Source organism: Dactylosporangium sp. NPDC049525 (assembly GCF_040676755.1).
Lineage (GTDB): Bacteria > Actinomycetota > Actinomycetes > Mycobacteriales > Micromonosporaceae > Dactylosporangium.
On sequence record NZ_JBFAPO010000023.1, the window covers coordinates 17422 to 36808 of the forward strand.

Consider the following 19387-nt stretch of genomic DNA (forward strand, 5'->3'; position numbering starts at 1 on the left):
CCGCCCCGCCACCAGGCCTACTGGACAACGCCGACAGGTAGCCGACGGAAAAGCACTGCGCGGGAAGGAAGGGGCCGGTCGATGGACCTGCTGATCGACGTGCGAGTGGCGCGACGAGATTCCACGACGTCGTCCGAGACGGCCGGGTCGGCACACGACCGGACGGTCCGCCTGCGGGCAGATCACACCGGCACCGTCACCGACCTGATCGCCGCGCTCCTCGGCGGTCTCGACCCCGCCGACCGGCCGCAGCAGGCGACCTGGGCCTGGAACATGCGCACCGGCCGGCGGCTCAACCCGGCCCGCCCGCTCGGCGGGCAGGGGCTGCGCTGCGGTGACACGGTCGTGCTCGGGCCGCCCGAGCAGGCCCCGGACACCCCGATGACGCCGCCCGGCCCGGCCGAGCACCGCTTCGAGCTGCTGGTCGTCGCCGGCCCGGACGCCGGGCGGTGGCTGCCGCTGCCGGCGGGCGAGTTCGTCATCGGCACCGACCCGGCCTGCGACCTGCTCCTGGCCGACCCGACCGCCGGCCGCCGCCACCTTCACCTGGGCATCGGCAGCCACGAGGTCGCCGCGACCGACCTGCGTTCACCGGCCGGCACCAGCATCGACGGCGAGCCGCTGCACGGCACGGTGACCCTCACCGCCGGGCAGCTGCTGCGCCTCGGTGCGACCCTCGTCACCGTCGAGGAGGTCCCGGCGGCGCTACCCGCGCCGGCCGGCCCGCCGCCGGCGGTCTGGCTGCCCGCGGTGCCGCAACCGGCGAGGAAGCGGCGCCTGCAGTTCCGGCGTTCGACCCTCGACCCGGTGGTCGAGTTCGCCGCCGCCGTCGAACGGGCCGAGGCCGACGCCGCCGTCAAGCACCGCGCGGTGCTGCGGACGCGCCGGTCGGCGACGCCGAGCCTGGCGCACCTCGCGCGGGCCGCCGAGCGGTACGCCTCCGACATCGACGCCGCCGACCCCCGCACCGCCCGCGCCGAGGCCCGCGCTGAGGCGCGCGCCGACCCACGCGCTGAGGCTCGCGCTGATGCCCGTGCCGACCCGCGCGCTGAGGCTCGCGCTGGGGCCCGCGGCGCGGAGCCGCACCCGGCCGACACCGAGCGCACCGAGCGCACCGAGCGCATGGAGCGCACCGACCGAGCCGAGCACCGTGGGCCGGGTGGCAGCGGGCTGTGGATCCGCCGGCCCGACGACCGGGACTTCCTCACGCTGCGGCTGCGGACCGCGGACCTGCCCGGCCGGCTGCGGTTCGAGCAGCCGCCCGCGGGCCCCGGCGCCGACCCCGCGCACGTCGAACGCACCGACGCCCTGCGGGAACGCCACGCCGTCGACCGGGACGTGCCCGTCGAGGCCGACCTGCGGGTCCTCGGCGCGCTCGGCGTCGCCGGCCCGGCCGAGGTCGCCGACGGCGTCCTGCGGTCCTGGCTGACCCAGCTGGCGACCCTCGCCAACCCGACCGACCTCGCCGTCGTCGTGCTCAGCGACGCGCCGCAGTGGACGTGGACCGGCTGGCTGCCGCACACCCGGACGCTGACCGCCGCGATCGCCCCCGGCGCCCGGACCATCGCCGCCGCCGAGGAGGACCGCAGGCAGGTCCTCGCGCTCGTCGAGGCGCTCCTGCGGCAGCGCCGCCGCGGCCGGCACGCCATCGCGGAGTCGTTCGTGCCGCACGTCGTCGTCGTGCTGCCGGACCCGTCGCTGGTGCCGCCGGCGTCCCTGAACCGCCTCGTCGAGGAAGGGCCGCGCTGCGGGATCAGCCTGCTGATCGGCGCGCGGACCCCGGCGGAACTGCCGGCGGGCGTGTCCGTGCAGGACGGCGAGCCGCTGCCGGCCGACGTCGCGTCGCGGGTCGCCCACGCCCTCGCCGCGACCCCGGACGCCGCCGGTGGAGCCGCGCCCCGGGTGGCGCCGCTCGCCGAGGTGCTGAACCTGACCGACCTGAGCCCGAGCGCGATCGTGAAACGCTGGGTGCCGTCGACCCGCGACCGGGGCCTCGCCGCACCGATCGGCCTCGGCGGCACGGCCGCCGGCGGGGTCGGCCCCGTCACCGTCGACCTGCGCCGCGACGGGCCGCACGGGCTCGTCGCCGGCGTCGGCGGCTCCGGCCGGTCGTGGCTGCTGCGGTCCTACCTGGCCGCGCTCGCCGCCACGTACCCGGCGAACCGTCTCACGTTCGTCCTCGTCGACTGGCCGGGCCACGACGACGATGCCGCCGAGGAACCCGCGTCCGGCACGTTCGCGGAGTGCGTCGACCTGCCGCACACCGTCGGCGTGTTCACCGACACCGACGCGCACCAGACCCGCCGGGTCCTCGTGTCGCTCAACGCCGAGCTGCGCCGCCGCGAGGCGGTCCTGCGCCGGCACTCGGTCAAGGACATCGTGGAGATGGAACGCAAGTTCCCGGCGGCGGCGCCGGCGAACCTGCTCGTCGTCGTCGCCGAGTTCGTCGACGCACCCGCCGACTTCGTGCCGGGGCTGCGGGAGCTCGCCCGCCGCGGCCGGCACGCCGGGGTGCACCTGCTCCTGGCCACCGCGAAACCGCACGGCGCCGTCGACGACGACCTGCGCGCCGAGGCCGACCTGCGCATCGCGCTGCGGGTCGAGGAGGAGGCCGACAGCCTCGAGGTCCTGGAACGCCCCGACGCGGCGCACCTGTCGCCGCTGCTGGCGGGGCGGGCGTTCGTGCGGACCGTCGAGGGCGGCTTCCAGGCCGTCCAGGTCGCCTACGGCGGGTTCCGGTCCCCGGCCGGCCGCCGCGCGACCCCGACGACGGTGACCGAAGTGCGCTTCGAGTCCGGGCTCGTCGACCGGGAGGCGCTCGACGCGCCCGTCGGCGGCGACGACTCCGCGCCCACGGACCTGCAGCGCCTGGTGGAGGCGATCACCGCCGCGCACCGCGAGGCCCGCGTGCCCGACCAGCCCCGGCCGTGGCAGCCGCCGCTGGCACCCACGTACACCTTGCAGGAGCTGACACAGCCCGAGACGGGTGCGTTCGCCGCCGCGATCGGCATGGTCGACCTGCCCAACTCCCAGGCCCGCCAGGTCTGGCAGCTGGACCTCGACGAACTCGGCCACCTGCTCGTCTTCGGGCCCACCGGCGCCGGGAAGAGCACCCTGCTGGACACGGTCGCGGCGTCGTTCGCGCAGCGGTTCGACGGCACCCGGCTGCGCGTGTACCGGGTCGACGGCACCGCCGTGGAACCCGCCGAGGCGCTGCTCGCCACGATCGAGAAACTCGTTGTGGAACGGGCCGCGCTCGCCGAGCACGACGGCGCCCGCGTCCTGGTCCTCGTCGACGGCCACGACGTGCGGCTCAACGACGCGCTCATCCGCGTCGCCGTCGGCGGCAAGGCCGTCGGCGTGCATGTCGTCCTGGCGACCGAGCAGCGCAGCGCGGTGCCGACGTCGCTGTCGCGGCTCATGCCGGGCCGCATCGTGCTGCGATCCGCCGGCCGGGGGCTCGTGGAGGGCACGATCGAGCTGCAGGTGGCCCTCTCCGCGGCGGCGCACACAACACCTGCACAGCGCCCCCGCCAGTTGCAGCTCGAGGTCTGAGTACGCTGAACCATCGTGCAGCACAACTATCACGCAGGCTTCGCGTGTTTCGTCGGCCGGCCCAACGCGGGCAAGTCGACGCTCACCAACGCGATCGTCGGGCAGAAGATCGCGATCACGTCGGACAAGCCGCAGACGACCCGCCACACCGTGCGGGGCGTCGTCCACCGGGCGGACTCGCAACTGGTCCTCGTCGACACGCCGGGGCTGCACCGGCCGCGGACCCTGCTCGGCGAGCGGCTCAACGACCTGGTCCGGGCCACCTGGAGCGAGGTCGACGTGATCGGGCTGTGCCTGCCCGCCGACGAGGACATCGGGCGCGGTGACCGGTTCATCACCGGGGAGATCGCCGCGCTGAAGGCGACCGTCGTCGCCGTCGTCACCAAGACCGACCTCGTCGACCGGGGCAAGCTCGCGCAGCGGCTCATGGCGGTGCAGGACCTCGGCGAGTTCGCCGACATCGTGCCCGTCAGCGCCGTGTCCGGGGCGCAGGTCCAGACCCTGGTCGACGTCATGATCAAGCACCTGCCGCCGTCGCCGCAGCTGTACCCGGACGGCATGCTCACCGACGAGCCCGAGCAGGTCCTCATGGCCGAGCTCATCCGCGAGGCCGCCCTGGAAGGCGTCCGCGACGAGCTGCCGCACTCGATCGCGGTCCTCGTCGAGGAGGTCGTCCAGGAGGAGGGCGGACTGACCAGGATCTTCGCCGACATCTACGTGGAGCGCTCCAGCCAGAAGGCGATCGTCATCGGCCACCAGGCGAGCCGCCTCAAGGACGTCGGCACCCGCGCCCGGCGCGAGATCGAGGACCTGGTCGGCGGCCGGGTCTACCTCGACCTGCACGTCCGGGTCGCGAAGGACTGGCAGCGGGACCCGAAGCAGCTGCGGCGCCTGGGATTCTGAGGGTTCTGACATGTCCGGCGTCGGGTTCAAGGGCAAGCTGTACCGCGACGACGCGGTCGTGCTGCAGGTGCAGAAACTGGGCGAGTCCGACCGGATCATCACCCTGTTCACCCGCCGGCACGGCCGGGTCCGCGCGGTGGCGAAGGGCGTCCGGCGCACGATGTCGAAGTTCGGCGCCCGGCTCGAACCGTTCGGCCACATCGACGTGCAGCTGCTCGAAGGGCGCAGCCTCGACGTGGTCAGCCAGGTCGAAGGCATCGAGCTGTACGGCCGGCGGTTCCTCGACGACTACCCGCGCTACACGGTCGCGTCCGCGATCGCGGAGACCGCGATCCGGCTGACGCCGGTCGAGGAGGAGCCGTCGCTGCGGCTGTTCCACCTGACCCTCGGCGCGATGCGCGCCCTGGCCCTCGGCGAGCACGGCAGCAGCCTGATCCTGGACGCGTATCTGCTGCGGGCGATGAACGCCTCCGGCCTGGCCCTGGCGCTGCGGGAGTGCGCGGTGTGCGGCACCGCCGGACCGCACCGCGGGTTCTCCCTGGCGGCCGGCGGCGTGGTGTGCCCGGACTGCCGCCCGCCCGGCGCGTCGCACCCGGCGCCTGCGACGATCGAGCTCATGGCGGCGCTCTCGGAATCGGACTGGGTGCTCGCCGACGCCAGCGAGCCCAACCATCGGCGCGAGGCCAGCGGGCTGGTCGCAGCGCATCTGCAGTGGCACCTGGAGCGGGCGTTACGCTCACTCCCGCTCGTAGACCGGGACGACACCGCCCGGGGCCGAAAGGACAGCTCGTGAGCAAAGGCAGGGACTTCCGTCCGCCGTCGCAGCACCCGACCGGGGCCCGCCCGCCGGCGCTGCCGAAAGAGACCGTGCCGCAGCACGTGGCGATCATCATGGACGGCAACGGGCGCTGGGCCAAGCAGCGTGGCCTGCCCCGCACCGCCGGGCACACCGCAGGCGAGGCCGCCCTCTTCGACGTGATCGAGGGCGCGCTCGAGCTCGGCGTCAAGTACGTGAGCGCCTACGCGTTCTCCACCGAGAACTGGAAGCGTTCACCGGACGAGGTCCGCTTCCTGATGAACTTCAACCGCGACACGATCCACCGCCGCCGCGACGAGTTCCACGAGATGGGCATCCGGGTGCGCTGGGCCGGACGCCGGCCGAAGCTGTGGCGCAGCGTCATCAACGAGCTCGAGTACGCCGAGGAGCTCACCAAACGCAACGACCTGCTCACGTTCACCATGTGCGTCAACTACGGCGGCCGGGCCGAGGTCGCCGACGCCGCCGCCCGCATCGCCGCCGACGTGCAGGCCGGCCGGATCAAACCCGACCGGATCACGGAGAAGACGTTCGCCCGGTACCTGGATGAGCCGGACCTGCCGGACGTCGACCTGCTGGTGCGCAGCTCCGGTGAGATGCGCACCAGCAACTTCATGATCTGGCAGGCCGCGTACGCGGAGTTCGTGTCCGTGGACACGCTGTGGCCCGACTTCGACCGCCGGCACCTGTGGTACGCGTGCGAGGTTTACGCTAAGCGCGACCGGCGATTCGGTGGTGCCATCCCCAACCCGGTGGTGCCGACCCTGACCAGCTGAATCACGTTGGGTGACGAGCCCGAAGATCAATTTGCAGGTCTGGGGTACGGTGTGGATGAGGCAGCCCGACCGGCACCGGGGAGCCGTGTCCGTGGTCGTGGCAGCGTTTCAATGGTCGTGGCAGCAGGGGATCTGCGACTGGGCCTCGAACGGGGTCAGGACGCCTCCCCGGCCGAACTGGGTGACCAGCGTCAACACGCCGCCGCGCCAGATCGGCCGCACGAAGTCGCCCGTGTCGATCAGCATCTCCGGCACCGCGGTCAGCCCGCCGAGGATGACGACCTTCTCGATCGCGGAATCGGCCAGGACCGCTGACACCGCCACCACGCCGGTGAGCTTCTCCCAGCCGGCGAAGAGCACGGCGCGGGCGCCCTCGGGCGGGGTGCCGTCATAGCCGACCGAGACCTGACCGGCCTCGAAGTACGTGAACGCGGGGCGGCCGCCCACCAGGATGTGGTGGTCGGCCGCCTTGACGTCGGGAAATCCCATTACCGGGGCAGGACCCAGATCGGGTTCGCGTAGAACCAGAGGTCCTTCCACGGGTCGGCGTCGCCGACGACGTCGATCGCCGGGCCCACCGGGTCGATCGCCGCGCCGAGGTAGCCGGGGGCGGAGCGGTTGCCGTCGGTGCCGCGCAGGCGGACGTAGAACGGCTGGTCGACCGGGCCGAGGTCGTAGGTGAACGACACGGTGCCCGTCGACTTGTTGACCTCGAACGACTTGACGACCTTGGTGTTCGGGGCCTGCAGCGTGTCCTTGTCGGCCACGACGCCGGTCACGGCACCCTTGATCACGTCGACCCGGGCAAGGGTCGGCACGAAGTTCGCCCAGTTCGGCGTGTTCGCCAGGTTGATCTTGATGACGAGCTCGGCGCGCTGACCGCGACGGACCACGAGCGAGTCACCGAGGGTGACACCGCCGCCGTTGCCCTTGGCGCGGACCTGCACGTCCAGGCCGCTGATCAGGCCGCCGTGGTCGACCCAGACCCGGCCGGCACGCAGGCCGTCCATGACGGACGCGTAGCTGAAGCTGCGCGAGCCGACGTGGGTGCGGCTGTAGTAGCCGGGCCAGAAGTCGCCGGGGGTGAGGCTGGTCGGCTGCCCGTACACCGGGTCCGAGTGGAACCCGTTGGTGTTGAAGTCGGAGTTGTCGGGGCGCTTCGCGGTCTCCTCGTAGACGACGTGGGAGTCCGAGTTCGCGCTGATCCACCACGCCTTGCCCTCGGCGAGGAGGCTGTCCCACAGGCCGCCGACGGTGGAGGTCATCCAGTCGAAGCCGCCCCAGGTGCGGTAGCTCTCCAGCGGGTAGCCGGGGAACGACGCGGCGCCGGGCGCGTTGCCGTAGAAGCCGCGGGCCGAGCCGCCGCCGTTGGGCTTCGCGATGCCGGCGGCCTGGTGGCCGGGGGCGCCCTCGAAGCCGATCGCGATGCGCGGGTTGGCGTCACGCCAGCCGCGGATCTCGTGCGGCGAGTCGATGCCGTTGCGGGCCGGGTGGTTGGCCAGGAACAACGCGTCCTGGACCCGGCGCTTCGTGACCTGGTCGCCGAGGAACTTGATGCCGGCGATGGCGAGCGCCTCGGTGACCAGGGACGGGTCGACCGCGCCGACGGCCGAGCCGTCGAAGGTGTTCTCGAACTCCTTCAGCACCGCGACCTCGTTGGCACCGGGGTGCACGAAGACGGTGCCGTGCTCGGCGGCCGGGATGTTCCACTCCAGGCCCTGGAAGACCAGCATGTCCTTGTAGTCGTCGCGGGCGTCGCGGATGCCCGGGTTGACCTTCTCGACGCCGATCTTGGCGTGCTGGACGCTGCCGTGGTCGGTGATGACCATCCAGTCCAGGCCGTACGCGGAGGCGTGCTTCACGTGGTCGCCGACCCGGTACATGCCGTCGCTGGAGAACTGGGTGTGGATGTGGTGGTCGCCGGCGAGCCACTTGTAGCCGTTGCCGAGCGGGCGGCCGTGACCGTGCCGGTCGTAGCCGTCGAAGCCGGCGTGGTCGTCGTCGTCGCCGTGCGCGTGCGCGACACCGGCGTTGGCGAGCGCGCCACCGGCCGCCGCCGCGGCACCGAGCAGGCCGGCGCGGCGGAGGAAGCCTCGGCGGGAGACGTCGCCGGGGGAGAGCTCGCTGTCGGGGATCGAGGCGTCGAACACCGCGGGGACGTCGCCGCCGCCGAGCGGCATGTCCTCGTGGTGGTGATGGTGGCCGTGGCCCATGTGTGGGGCTCCGTTCAGGTCGATGGTCCTCACCCCGGAATCTCGACCGCCTGAACGAACATCAGGTAGCGACGTGGCTATGTATGCACGAACTTCAGCAAGATCAATGCTGCCGCGAGGGTCGCTCCAACGAGCACCACCGATCCGTCGGACCAGCCAAAACGGGCTTCCCGGGCACTGCTGCGCGGCAGCCCGCGGTCGAAGCCCCGGGCCTCCATCGCGGTCGCCAGCCGGATCCCGCGCCGGATCGCGCCGACCAGCAACCCGAACGTCGCCGATGCGAACAGCCGCAGGTGCGCGACGGGGTTCCAGCCGCCGTCGATGCCACGGGCCCGGCGGGCGAGCAGGATCAGCCGGTACTCCTCGGCGAGCAGCGGCACCAGCCGGAACGCGGCCAGGGCACCGATCGCGAACCGCGGCGGGACCTTCAGGTGCGCGATCAGGGAGTCGGCGAGGTCCGTCGGGTCGATGGTCGCGAACACCACGAACCCGGGCAGCCCGATCGCGATCAGCCGCAGCGCGTACCCGAGTGCCGGCCCGTGCACCTCGAACCCGGCGACGGTGCCGACGACCGGCCCCTCCTTCGCGCCGAGCAGCACCGTGAAGACCAGCACGACGGTCGCGGACAGCAGCAGCGGCCAGCCGCGCCGCCAGAGCTCGCGCGGCGTCAGCCCGGTCAGCGGCAGCAGCGCCAGCTCGACGCCGATGGCGACAGCGGTGACGAACGGGTCGACGGTGCTGAGCACGGCGGCGGTGAGCAGCGCCGCCGCGAGCAGCTTCGCGGTCGCGTCCCGGTCCCGGATCCAGCCGGTCACCGGCGCCTTTGCCTTCGCCTTCACCGTGACCGTCGTCGCCGCCTTCACCGGCGCCTTCGCCTTCACTGGCGCTCCAGCCTGAGCCGCCGGTCGCCGAGCGCCTCGGTGAGCTGCCGGTCGTGGGTGACGATGACCAGGCCGCGTCCCTCGTCGCGCAGGTCTGCCAGGAGGTCGACGAGCTCCCGCCACGTCAGCGGGTCCTGCCCGAACGTGGGCTCGTCGAGGACCAGCAGCTCCGGCGCCGCGGCCAGGGCCGTCGCGACGCTGAGCCGGCGTTGTTCGCCGCCGCTCAAGGTGTACGGGTTCGCCAGCGCCAGCCGGTCGAGGCGCAGCCGGCTCAGCAGCTCGTCGACGACCTTGGCGCTGCCGCCGCCGAGCAGCAGCTCACCGCGGACGGTCGCGGTGACGAACTGGTGCTCCGGGTTCTGGAACACCGAGCCGATCTTCGCGGCGAGCTTCGCGGCCCGCCAGCGGTGCGGCGGGCGCCGCTCGCCGCTCGCGATCACCCTTCCCGGCTTCGCCGGTTTCGTCAGGCCGCCGAGCAGCAGCGCCAGGGTCGACTTGCCCGCCCCGTTGGGGCCTTCGACGACGAGCGCCTCGCCGGCGCGCACCACCTCGTCGACCACGTTGCCCGTGTGCCGCAACGCCAGCCGCTCGGTGGTCAGCAGCACGTCGCCGGGGCCCGTGCGGGCCCTGCGGTCCGGCACGACCAGCGGCGGCTGCTCCGCGCCGAGGGTCACCACCCGGTCGACCAGCGTCAACGCCTCCTCGAGCCGGTGCTCGACCAGGATCATCGTGGCGTCGACGTCGTGCAGGGCCTTGCCGAGCGCCGCCCGTACCAGCTGCGCACCGTCGGGATCGAGATTCGCGGTCGGCTCGTCCAGCAGGAGCAGCTTCGGCTGCGACACGAGCACCCCGGCGATGGCGAGCCGCTGCTGCTCACCACCGGACAGCGCCGCCGTGTCGCGGTCCCGGCCGTACGGGAACCCGACGGCGGCAAGCGCGGCGTCGACCCGCGGCCAGATCTCGGCCCGCGGCACGCCCCGGTTCTCCAGGCCGAACGCGACGTCGTCGCCGCAGCGGCTCATGACCAGCTGCGTCTGGGGATCCTGGAACACGATCCCCGTGCCTGCCCTCGCCTGCCGGGCCGGCATGCCGTCGACGAGGACCGCACCCTCCTGCTCGCCGGAGTCCTCGGCGAGCAGGCCGGCGAGGGCGGCGAGCAGGGTGCTCTTGCCGGCGCCGGAGGCACCCGCGAGCAGCACCCGCTCACCGTGCTCGATCCGCAGGTCGAAGTGGCGGACCGCCCAGGCCTTACGCCCGGCGTGCCGCCACCCGAAACCCTTGAACTCGACCGTGCTCACGGCGCTTCGACAGTTGCCGGTCCGCGTCTCAGACAGTTGCCCGTTCGCGGCCCGACGGGAACCGGTCCAGCACACCGGTCGTGGCCAGGGACCGCTGCAGCGCCCACGAGCCGGCACCGGCGACGACCGCGCCGCTGGCCATGACGATCGCCGCGTACAGGGCCTTGTCGGTGTTGCTGAACGCGCCGTAGTACACGTTGAGGTCCAGCAGCGCCGCGCCGCCGCCGGCGAGGGCACCCGCGACGAGGGCGTTGCCGAGCTTGAAGCTGCGGTACCCCGTGAAGGCGAAGCCGAACTCGCCGCCGACACCCTGTACCAGACCGGACAGCAGCACGCCGAGACCCCAGGTCGAGCCGAACAGGGCCGAGACCAGCGCCGCGACGAACTCGGTGTAGAGCCCGGCGCCGGGCTTGCGGATGACCAGCGGGCCGAGCACGCCCGGGATCAGCCACACACCGTAGATGAAGGCACGCCACGGCAGCGCGACGCTGTCCATCGCGTTCCACAGGTTGTTCCACGCGTAGAACACGGCGGCGAACGCCACCGCGATGACCGAAGCGACGATGATGTCGACGGTCCGCCAGCGGGTTTCCATTGCAAGTGCCTCCTGGTTCGGGGGTGAGCCAGAAGGAGACGCGACGCCACGCCCCGGGTTACCTGGACGTGGCGTCTTGCGTGAGGTGACCGAGCTCCCTGCGCTGGCATTACCCAGATCAGGTTCGAGGGTCTGCGTCGGCCGTCCTCTGTCGGCCGCCGCACTCTCAGCGCTGTGCGCTCCCCTGTCGGATGTGCAGTTGTTTCCCGACGGTAACAGTGAAGGATGTTGACTTGGAGTGTCTGGTCGTCAAAATCACGGCCGACCACGGCCGGTGATCGTCTTGTTCCGGGCATAGCCTGCGCTACCCGCGGGTAATAACCTGGTGTGACAGGACTGACACCTGGGGGTGCCGCATGACGCAGGTTGCCGACGCTTCGTCGCACGCTGACGCTTCGGTTCACACGGAACGACAGGCCCGGAAAGTCATCGAAGCCAACCGCGAGACGGAATGGCGCAAGCCGAGCTTCGGCAAGGAGCTGTTCCTCGGCCGCTTCCGCCTCGACCTGATCGACCCACCGCCCGCCGACACGCGTGCCTCGGAAGGGCAGGAGTTCCGCGAGAAGCTGCGCGGGTATCTCGCCGGGGTCGACGGCCAGCAGATCGAACGCGACGCGCACATTCCCGACGAGGTGCTCCGGTCGCTGGGCTCGATCGGCGCCTTCGGCATGAAGATCGACCCGAAGTACGGCGGCCTCGGCCTGTCGAACCTCGACTACTGCCGGGCCCTGGCCCTCGTCGGCTCCGTCAACCCGTCGATCGGCGCGCTGCTGTCGGCGCACCAGTCGATCGGGGTGCCGCAGCCGCTGAAGCTCGTCGGCACCGACGAGCAGAAGGAGAAGTTCCTGCCCAGGCTCGCCGGCGGCGAGGTGTCGGCGTTCCTGCTGACCGAGCCCGAGGTCGGCTCCTACCCGGCGAATCTGCGCACCTCGGCCGTCCCCACCGAGGACGGCGACTACCTGCTCAACGGGGTCAAGCTGTGGGCCACCAACGGGACCCTGGCCACCCTGTTCGTCGTGATGGCGCTGGTACCGCGCAGCGACGGCCACCGTGGGGGCATCACGGCGTTCGTGGTCGAGGGCGACGCCCCGGGAGTGACGATCGAGCGGCGCAACACGTTCATGGGCCTGCGCGGCCTGGAGAACAGCGTGACCCGCTTCCACGACGTACGGGTGCCCGCCGCCAACGTCATCGGCGGCGAGGGCCAGGGCCTGCGGATCGCGCTCAGCACCCTGAACACCGGCCGGCTGTCGCTGCCGGCGATGTGCGTCGGCGCCGGCAAGTGGTGCCTCAACGTCGCCCGCGAATGGGCCGCCGAACGCGTCCAGATGGGCCGCCCGATCGGCACCTACGAGGCCATCGCGAAGAAGATCGCGTTCATCGCCGGCTCCACGTACGGCATGGAGGCGATGCTGGAGATCTCCTGCCGCCTCGCCGACGACGACCGCAACGACATCCGCATCGAGGCGGCGCTCGTGAAGCTCTACGCGAGCGAGCTGGCCTGGAAGGTCGCCGACGAACTCGTCCAGATCCGCGGCGGCCGCGGCTACGAGACCGCCGAGTCCCTCGCCGCCCGCGGCGAACGCCCGATCCCCGCCGAGCAGATCCTCCGCGACCTGCGGATCAACCGCATCTTCGAGGGCTCGACCGAGATCATGCACCTCGCCATCGCCCGCGAGGCCGTCGACGCCCACCTCTCGGTCGCCGGCGACATCATCGACCCCGACGCCCGCCTCGGCGCGAAGGCCAAGGCGGCGGGCAAGGCCGGCGGCTTCTACGCCAAGTGGCTGCCGACCCTGGTCACCGGCAAGGGCCAGCTGCCGTCCGGCTTCAGCGCCTTCGGCTCTCTGGCTCAGCACCTGCGCTACGTCGAACGATCCTCGCGCCGCCTGGCCCGCGAAACCTTCTACGGCATGGCCCGCTGGCAGGGCAAGCTCGAACACAAGCAGGGCTTCCTCGGCCGGATCGTCGACATCGGCGCGGAGCTCTTCGCGATGTCCGCGGCCTGCGTCAAGGCCCGCAGCGAGCAGGACGGCCGGCCCGAGGGGATCGAGCTCGCCGACCTGTTCTGCCGGCAGGCGACCCTGCGCGCCGAGGCGCTGTTCCGCGACCTGTGGGACAACGTCGACGCGATCGAGACCGCGGCCGCGAAGCGGGTCATCGCCGGGCGCTACCTGTCCCTGGAGGAGGGCATCATCCCGCCCGCGCCCGCGGGGCCCTGGCTGGCCTCCTGGGAACCTGGCGAGTCGGCCGCCGAGGACGTCCGCCGCCGCTTCTGAGGTCGTTGTGGTGTGCGTGTCGCGGGCTGCTTCTGACACTACCCGACCGGATCTAATTGATCTCCGACACCACTACCAACCGTAGTTTACCCAGCTGAACATGGGTGGCCCCGCCGGGTTCCGGTGGGGCCACCGCTCGCTACCACAGGCCGCGGCTGCCTCGCTGCCGCCGACTGCGGCTGCTTCGCTGCCGCACGCCGCGGCTGCTTCGCTACCGCAGGCCGAGGCTGCGGAGTTCCAGGCTGGCGAGTGCCTCGACCGCCTGCTTGTCGCCCTTGCGCCACAGTGCCGCGATCTCCGGGTCGATCTTCACCAGCTTGCCCAGCGGCTGCGTTGCCAGCGCCCGCAGCGCCAGCAGGTCCCGGCCCGCGGTCGCGTTGCGCAGCTTCGTCGCCGAGCCGGCCCGCCGCATCCACCGGATCCGCAACGGCAGCCACACGAGCACGACCATGGCGACCGTGATCCCGACCAGCATCACCGACAGTACCCAGGCCAGGTCGTTGACGATCTCCTGCTGCTGGCGGCCCGCGTCGGCGAGCGACCTCGCCGCGTCCGCCGCGCTGTTGAACGGGGCGGCGACCGAGTCAGGCACGCCCGGCACGCCATTGATCTTGTCGCCGGCCCCCTTGAGGTTGTCGGCGAGCCCGTTCCCGGCGCCCTCGAGCTTCTGCCCGGGCACCGCCAACTTCTGGATGAGGTCGAACAGCGTCATTCCCAGCCTGACCCAGACATAGACCCACACGACCACGAACACGTCGGTGAGGAACTGCCGCAGGGCGGTGGGGGCACGGTCGGCATAGAGCTTCACCGCTCAAGCCTGACGTACCCAACCTGTGCCCGCACTGTGTGACAGTGCGCCGGGTTGACCTTGGAGACTTTGACGCGCCAGAACGAGTCAAAGTCTCCAAGGTCAACTGGACGGTGACTCGCGGGCGTGGGAGACGGCGTCGGCGACGATGTGGGCGATGTGGTCGTCGGTCAGCGCGTACGCGATCTCCCGACCACGGCGGGAGCCCCGCACGACGCCCGCGCCGCGCAGGACCCGCAGGTGCTGGGAGACGAGCGGCTGCGGGGCGCCGAGGGTGTCGACGAGCTCGTGGACGCAGCGGGGGCCGTCGGCGAGTTCGGTCACGATGCGAATGCGCAGCGGGGCGGCGAGGGCACGCAACAGCTCGCCGGCCGCTTCGTAACCCTCAATGCTCGACATATGCGCAACGGTAACCGTTGTCAGTAACCATGGTCCACACGGTCAAGCACCACCTCGGGTTTGGTGCGGTCCGGCGCCGGTGGCTGAGGGCGGGCCCGGCGGCGGATCGCGCGCCACGTGGAAAGGCCGACGGTGACGGTGAAGAAGCCGGCGATCGCGAGGAGGACCACGGTCGCGCCGGGGCCGGTGTCGGCGACGGTGGAGATCCAGATGCCGCCGCCGGAGACGGTGAGGCCGAGCAATACCGCGACGAGCATCGTCATCTTGAAGCCGCGGGTGATCTGCTGCGCCGTCGCGACCGGCACCACCATGAGGGCGCTGACCAGCAGCAGGCCGACGGCCCGCATGGCGACGGTGACGGTGACGGCGGTCGTCACGGCGAGGACGAGGTTGAGGGCGCGGACCGGCAGGCCGGAGACCCGCGCGTACTCCTCGTCGTGGCAGACGGCGAAGAGCCACGGGCGGAGCAGGACGGCCACGGCGAGCACCGCGCAGCCGAGGATGAGCATGATCGTCAGGTCCTGCCGGCTCGTGGTGAGCGGTGAGCCGAAGAGGTACGTGACGAGGCTGCGGTTGCTCTGCTCGTCCGAAAGGTTCACGAGGATGACGCCGCCGGAGATGCCGCCGTAGAAGAGCATGGCGAGGGCGACGTCGCCGGAGGTCTTGCCGCGTTCGCGGACCAGTTCGATGACGACGGCGCCGAGGGCGGCCGCGACCACCGCCATGATCACGGGGGACTGGTGCAGCAGCAGGCCGAACCCGACGCCGGTGAGCGCCACGTGGCCGAGGCCGTCGCCGATGAGTGACAGCCGCCGCTGCACGAGGTAGATGCCGATGGCGGGGGCCGACGCACCGGTGATCAGCGCACCGACCAGGGCTCGGATCATGAAGTCGTACGCGAAGATGCTCATGCGCTGCCCAGGAGGCCGGGCGCCTCGACGGCGGCGTGGGGGTGGACGTGGTCGTGGCCGGGTTCGGCGTGGTGGTCGGCCGGCTCCGGGGGTGCCCCGTCGTGGATGATCTCGCCGTGGTGCACGACGACCGCGCGGGTGATCAGAGGGCGCAGCGGGCCGAGCTCGTGTGCCACGAAGACCACGGTGCCGCCCTGACCGACGAAATGGTGCAGGCAGGCGGCGAACGCCTCCTGGCTGGCGGCGTCGACACCGGCCGTGGGCTCGTCCAGGACCAGCAGCTCGGGCGCGCCGGCGAGGGCGCGGGCGATGAGGACCCGCTGCTGCTGCCCGCCGGACAGCACCGACACGGGCTCCCGGGCGCGGTCGGCGAGGCCGACGGCGGTGAGCGCCTCCTCGACCGCGCGCCGGTCGGCGCCGGACGGGAAGCGCAGGAAGCCCCGCCGCGCGAGGCGGCCCTCGGCGACGACCTCGCCCACGGTGGCCGGGACGCCACTGCCTGCGCCGACGCGCTGCGGGACGTAGCCGAGCCGGTGCCACGACCGGAACCGCTTGAGCGGGGTGCCGAAGAGGCGGACCTCGCCTTTCGTGAGCGGTACCAGACCCAGCGCCGACTTCACCAGGGTGGACTTGCCGGATCCGTTGGCGCCGAGGATCGCCACGACCTCGCCCACGTCGACCCGCAGCGACACGCCGTCGAGCACCGGCCGCCCGTCGTAGGCGACGACGGCCCGGTCCACCTCAAGTACCACGCTGCCGAGCGTGCCTGATAATGGGAATCGTTGTCAACTTCAGGTGAGCTTCATGACCGCCAGCAGCACGACGAGCCCCAGGATCGCCAGCCGTATCACCCGGGCCCGCGCCGGATGCAGCCGCCACGTCTGGGCGAGCAGCCACCCGGCGCCGGCGGCCACGGCGAGCAGCACCAGGCCACCCACCGGGCCCGGGAGGACCAGCGCCACGAACACGAGCACGCCGACGCCGAGGAACGCGGACGTCGGGCTGATCCGGCCCAGCCGGGTCAGAACACGCTGGGTCATCTCGGGTGGGCTCCTCGGGTCCGTATGCTCGCGGCATGCTGGTCGTGACAAGGTTCGTGCTGGACGACGGCGCCGACGAAGGATTCGCGGAACGCGCGCACACCGCGCTCGGCGCCCTCGCGGCCTGCCCAGGGTATCTCCGTGGCCGGCTGGCCCGCGCGTACGACGACCCGACGCACTGGAGCATCGTCACCGAATGGCAGTCGGTGGGTGCCTACCGGCGGGCGCTGTCGGCCTTCGACGTGAAGATGTACGCCACGCCGCTGCTCGCCCAGTCCCTCGACGAGCCGTCCGCGTTCGAGGAGCTCGCCGAGGTGGCCCCCGGCGGTGCGCTCACCGTCACCGCGAGCGACCGTGCATAGGTGACCGGGTAGTTGGCTAATGTTGGGGGCATGATGCCCTCGCCGACCGAGGTGCCGGCGCCGCCGCCCGGCCCCGGTGTGGTGACGCCGTTCGCGGCGCCGCCCCGTGACCGGGACCTGCGCGGCCTGTGGATCGGCCTCGGCATCGGCGGGCTCGTGCTCGTCCTGTGCTGCGTCGGCGGGGCGCTCGGCGGCGGGTTCCTGCTCGGCGGCCTCGAAGGCGTCGCCCGCTCGCAGCTGTCCAGCGTCGTCGACGACTACCTGACTGCGCTGCGCGCACAGGACTATGAGACCGCCCGCAACCAGCTGTGCCCGGAGCAGCAGCGCATCCACACCGTCGGCTGGTATGACCAGCACTACCGCGGCTCCGAGGTCACCAGTTTCACCGTGCACGAGGACGAGGTCGACGTGAACCTCGTGCAGGTCCCGGCGACGGTCGAGCGCCGGGGACAGGGCGAGGTCCTGATGACATTCACCATGCTGCAGCAGACGACCCGGTGGGTGATCTGCGGAGGGGTCGACTGATCGCGCCGCGTAACCCTGCGGATAATCTGGTGCGGCTCGTTCGGGCGTAACCGTAGCGTCGATGTGGACGTTGACGGTTTGCCCGTCCTGACCGACCTTCAGCACCCGACACCCGCCTTGCCGACAGCCAGTCGCCGTGAGGCCGAGGAGGAACCATGGCCGCAGATCGCATTGATTCAGTCGTCAGCCTCGCGAAGCGCCGCGGCTTTGTCTTCCCGTCCAGCGAGATCTACGGGGGCACCCGCTCCGCCTGGGACTACGGCCCCCTGGGCGTCGAGCTCAAGGACAACGTGCGCCGGCAGTGGTGGCGCACCATGGTCCAGCAGCGTGACGACATCGTCGGCCTGGACTCCGCCGTCATCCTCTCCCGCGACGTGTGGGTCGCCTCCGGTCACGTCGACGCGTTCGTCGACCCGCTGACCGAGTGCGCGTCCTGCCACAAGCGGTTCCGCGCGGACCACCTCGAAGAGGCGTTCGTCGAGAAGCATGGCGAGGGCAAGCCCTTCGCCCTCGCCGAGATCAACTGCCCCAACTGCGGCAACAAGGGCACGTTCAGCGAGCCGCGCATGTTCAACGGCCTGATGAAGACCTACCTCGGCGCGGTGGAGAACGACGAGGGCCTGCATTACCTGCGGCCCGAGACCGCGCAGGGCATCTTCATCAACTACAAGAACATCGAGGGCGCCGCCCGCAAGAAGCCGCCGTTCGGCATCGCGCAGGTCGGCAAGAGCTTCCGCAACGAGATCACCCCCGGCAACTTCATCTTCCGCACGCGCGAGTTCGAGCAGATGGAGATGGAGTACTTCGTCGAGCCCGGCAAGGACGAGGAGGCGCACGAGTACTGGCTCCAGGAGCGCTGGAACTGGTATCTCGACCTCGGCCTGTCCGCCGACAACCTCCGCTTCTACGAGCACCCGAAGGAGAAGCTGTCGCACTACTCGAAGCGCACCGTCGACATCGAGTACCGCTTCCGCTTCGGCGGCCAGGAGTTCTCCGAGCTCGAAGGCATCGCCAACCGCACCGACTTCGACCTGACCACGCACTCCAAGCACTCCGGTGTCGACCTGTCCTACTTCGACCAGGAGAAGAAGGAGCGCTGGGTTCCCTACGTCATCGAGCCCGCCGCCGGTCTCACCCGCGCGGTCCTCGCGTTCCTGCTCGAGGCGTATGACGAGGACGAGGCGCCGAACACCAGCGGCAGCGTCGACAAGCGCACCGTCATGCGCTTCGACAAGCGGCTCGCACCGGTCAAGGCGGCGGTGCTGCCGCTGTCGCGCAACGCGGACCTGTCGCCGAAGGCCCGTGACCTGGCCAAGCAGCTGCGCAAGCGGTGGACCGTCGACTTCGACGACGCGCAGGGCATCGGCCGGCGGTACCGGCGCCAGGACGAGATCGGCACGCCCTACTGCCTGACGGTCGACTTCGAGACGCTCAACGACAACGCCGTGACGGTGCGTGACCGGGACACGATGACGCAGGAGCGGGTGTCGCTGGACCAGGTCGAGACGTACCTGATCGAGCGGCTGCCCGGCTGCTAGAAGGCCGTTCCGCCCGGTCGTCCGTTCCGGTCCGCGAGGAGGCCGGCGAGGGTCGCGAGCGCGATCTCCGCCGGCGTCTTCGAGCCGATGTTCAGCCCGATCGGGCGGTGCACCCGGGCGATCTCGTCCTCGCTCACGCCGAGGCCCCGCAGGGCTTCGACGTGCGGGCCGGCGTGCCTGGGGCTGCCCATCACCCCGATCCAGCGGGCCGGCGTCGTGAGGGCGTCGCGCAGCACGAGGCCCAGCTCGGGGCGGTCGTGGTCGGTGACGACGACGTCGGTCTCCGCGTCGACGGCCACCCCGGTCAGATCCGGGTCGGCGAGCGCGACCCGGTAGCCGAGGGTCGCCGCGAAGTGCAGCAGGTGCGCGGCCACCGGCGAGTCGAACACCGCCACCACGGCCCGGCCGTCGGCGGCGGGCTGGACGGTGCCGTGCGCGAGCGCGCAGGCCGCGTCGAATTCCGGTGGCGTGGTCATGCGCTTCGCCG

19 protein-coding genes and 1 riboswitch are annotated in these 19387 nt (G+C 71.7%); of the genes, 8 read left to right on the plus strand and 11 right to left on the minus strand.

What is annotated here, in order from left to right; all coding sequences use genetic code 11:
- Nucleotides 1–81 precede the first annotated feature (81 nt).
- Genes AB0K00_RS29135 through AB0K00_RS29150 form a run of 4 tightly spaced genes read left to right on the plus strand, consistent with a single transcriptional unit; the run spans nt 82 to nt 6051 of the window.
- Nucleotides 82–3555 carry an FtsK/SpoIIIE domain-containing protein gene (locus tag AB0K00_RS29135; protein WP_363526312.1) on the plus strand — a complete coding sequence of 1158 codons (3474 nt, stop codon included), beginning with the start codon at nt 82–84 and terminating at the stop codon, nt 3553–3555.
- A gap of 15 nt (nt 3556–3570) precedes the next feature.
- Nucleotides 3571–4458 carry a GTPase Era gene (gene era, locus AB0K00_RS29140; RefSeq protein WP_363526315.1) on the plus strand — a complete coding sequence of 296 codons (888 nt, stop codon included), beginning with the start codon at nt 3571–3573 and terminating at the stop codon, nt 4456–4458.
- 10 nt (nt 4459–4468) lie between these two features.
- Nucleotides 4469–5251 (plus strand): DNA repair protein RecO, encoded by a 783-nt coding sequence (recO, locus tag AB0K00_RS29145; RefSeq protein ID WP_363526318.1) that lies wholly within the window; start codon nt 4469–4471, stop codon nt 5249–5251.
- On the plus strand, nt 5248–6051 hold the full coding sequence (locus AB0K00_RS29150; protein ID WP_363526321.1) for an isoprenyl transferase: 804 nt from the start codon (nt 5248–5250) through the stop codon (nt 6049–6051). The genes recO and AB0K00_RS29150 overlap by 4 nt, the downstream gene beginning before the upstream one ends.
- A gap of 108 nt (nt 6052–6159) precedes the next feature.
- On the opposite strand, the gene AB0K00_RS29155 is transcribed toward AB0K00_RS29150, so the two are convergent.
- The 5 genes from AB0K00_RS29155 to AB0K00_RS29175 all read right to left on the minus strand — a co-directional run bounded on the left by AB0K00_RS29155 (nt 6160) and on the right by AB0K00_RS29175 (nt 11038).
- Nucleotides 6160–6540: a hypothetical protein gene (locus AB0K00_RS29155; protein WP_363526324.1), complete on the minus strand. Its 381-nt coding sequence runs from the start codon at nt 6538–6540 to the stop codon at nt 6160–6162.
- The gene (locus AB0K00_RS29160; protein ID WP_363526327.1) at nt 6540–8264 is read right to left on the minus strand and encodes a PHP domain-containing protein; all 1725 of its coding nucleotides are present in this window, start codon (nt 8262–8264) and stop codon (nt 6540–6542) included. The genes AB0K00_RS29155 and AB0K00_RS29160 overlap by 1 nt, the downstream gene beginning before the upstream one ends.
- Nucleotides 8265–8341: 77 nt before the next feature.
- Nucleotides 8342–9103: an energy-coupling factor transporter transmembrane component T gene (locus AB0K00_RS29165; RefSeq protein ID WP_363526670.1), complete on the minus strand. Its 762-nt coding sequence runs from the start codon at nt 9101–9103 to the stop codon at nt 8342–8344.
- Nucleotides 9104–9141: 38 nt separating this feature from the next.
- Complete coding sequence (locus tag AB0K00_RS29170) at nt 9142–10443, minus strand: ABC transporter ATP-binding protein (RefSeq protein WP_363526330.1); 1302 nt, start codon at nt 10441–10443, stop codon at nt 9142–9144.
- A gap of 28 nt (nt 10444–10471) precedes the next feature.
- Nucleotides 10472–11038 carry an ECF transporter S component gene (locus AB0K00_RS29175; protein ID WP_363526332.1) on the minus strand — a complete coding sequence of 189 codons (567 nt, stop codon included), beginning with the start codon at nt 11036–11038 and terminating at the stop codon, nt 10472–10474.
- A gap of 77 nt (nt 11039–11115) precedes the next feature.
- Nucleotides 11116–11234, minus strand: a riboswitch (TPP riboswitch).
- 160 nt (nt 11235–11394) lie between these two features.
- Between AB0K00_RS29175 and AB0K00_RS29180 the strand changes: the two genes are divergently transcribed.
- Complete coding sequence (locus AB0K00_RS29180; protein ID WP_363526335.1) at nt 11395–13317, plus strand: acyl-CoA dehydrogenase family protein; 1923 nt, start codon at nt 11395–11397, stop codon at nt 13315–13317.
- A 211-nt stretch (nt 13318–13528) separates the two neighbouring features.
- On the opposite strand, the gene AB0K00_RS29185 is transcribed toward AB0K00_RS29180, so the two are convergent.
- The 5 genes from AB0K00_RS29185 to AB0K00_RS29205 form a co-directional block, all read right to left on the minus strand.
- On the minus strand, nt 13529–14125 hold the full coding sequence (locus AB0K00_RS29185; protein WP_363526338.1) for a hypothetical protein: 597 nt from the start codon (nt 14123–14125) through the stop codon (nt 13529–13531).
- 102 nt (nt 14126–14227) lie between these two features.
- Nucleotides 14228–14524: a metalloregulator ArsR/SmtB family transcription factor gene (locus AB0K00_RS29190; RefSeq protein WP_363526341.1), complete on the minus strand. Its 297-nt coding sequence runs from the start codon at nt 14522–14524 to the stop codon at nt 14228–14230.
- Between the two features lie 20 nt (nt 14525–14544).
- The gene (locus AB0K00_RS29195) at nt 14545–15435 is read right to left on the minus strand and encodes a metal ABC transporter permease (RefSeq protein WP_363526344.1); all 891 of its coding nucleotides are present in this window, start codon (nt 15433–15435) and stop codon (nt 14545–14547) included.
- A complete protein-coding gene (locus tag AB0K00_RS29200; protein ID WP_363526347.1) occupies nt 15432–16187 on the minus strand; it encodes a metal ABC transporter ATP-binding protein in 756 nt (251 codons plus the stop codon). The genes AB0K00_RS29195 and AB0K00_RS29200 overlap by 4 nt, the downstream gene beginning before the upstream one ends.
- Before the next feature lie 39 nt (nt 16188–16226).
- A complete protein-coding gene (locus AB0K00_RS29205) occupies nt 16227–16475 on the minus strand; it encodes a DUF6703 family protein (RefSeq protein WP_363526350.1) in 249 nt (82 codons plus the stop codon).
- 35 nt (nt 16476–16510) lie between these two features.
- Between AB0K00_RS29205 and AB0K00_RS29210 the strand changes: the two genes are divergently transcribed.
- The 3 genes from AB0K00_RS29210 (at nt 16511) to AB0K00_RS29220 (ending at nt 18900) form a co-directional block, all read left to right on the plus strand.
- A complete protein-coding gene (locus AB0K00_RS29210) occupies nt 16511–16837 on the plus strand; it encodes an antibiotic biosynthesis monooxygenase (RefSeq protein ID WP_363526353.1) in 327 nt (108 codons plus the stop codon).
- A 30-nt stretch (nt 16838–16867) separates the two neighbouring features.
- Nucleotides 16868–17362: a hypothetical protein gene (locus AB0K00_RS29215; protein ID WP_363526355.1), complete on the plus strand. Its 495-nt coding sequence runs from the start codon at nt 16868–16870 to the stop codon at nt 17360–17362.
- A 155-nt stretch (nt 17363–17517) separates the two neighbouring features.
- Nucleotides 17518–18900 (plus strand): glycine--tRNA ligase, encoded by a 1383-nt coding sequence (locus AB0K00_RS29220; RefSeq protein ID WP_363526358.1) that lies wholly within the window; start codon nt 17518–17520, stop codon nt 18898–18900.
- Here AB0K00_RS29220 and AB0K00_RS29225 read toward each other — a convergent pair.
- The gene (locus AB0K00_RS29225; RefSeq protein ID WP_363526361.1) at nt 18897–19376 is read right to left on the minus strand and encodes an XdhC family protein; all 480 of its coding nucleotides are present in this window, start codon (nt 19374–19376) and stop codon (nt 18897–18899) included. The two genes, AB0K00_RS29220 and AB0K00_RS29225, sit on opposite strands and share 4 nt — an antisense overlap.
- Nucleotides 19377–19387 lie beyond the last annotated feature (11 nt).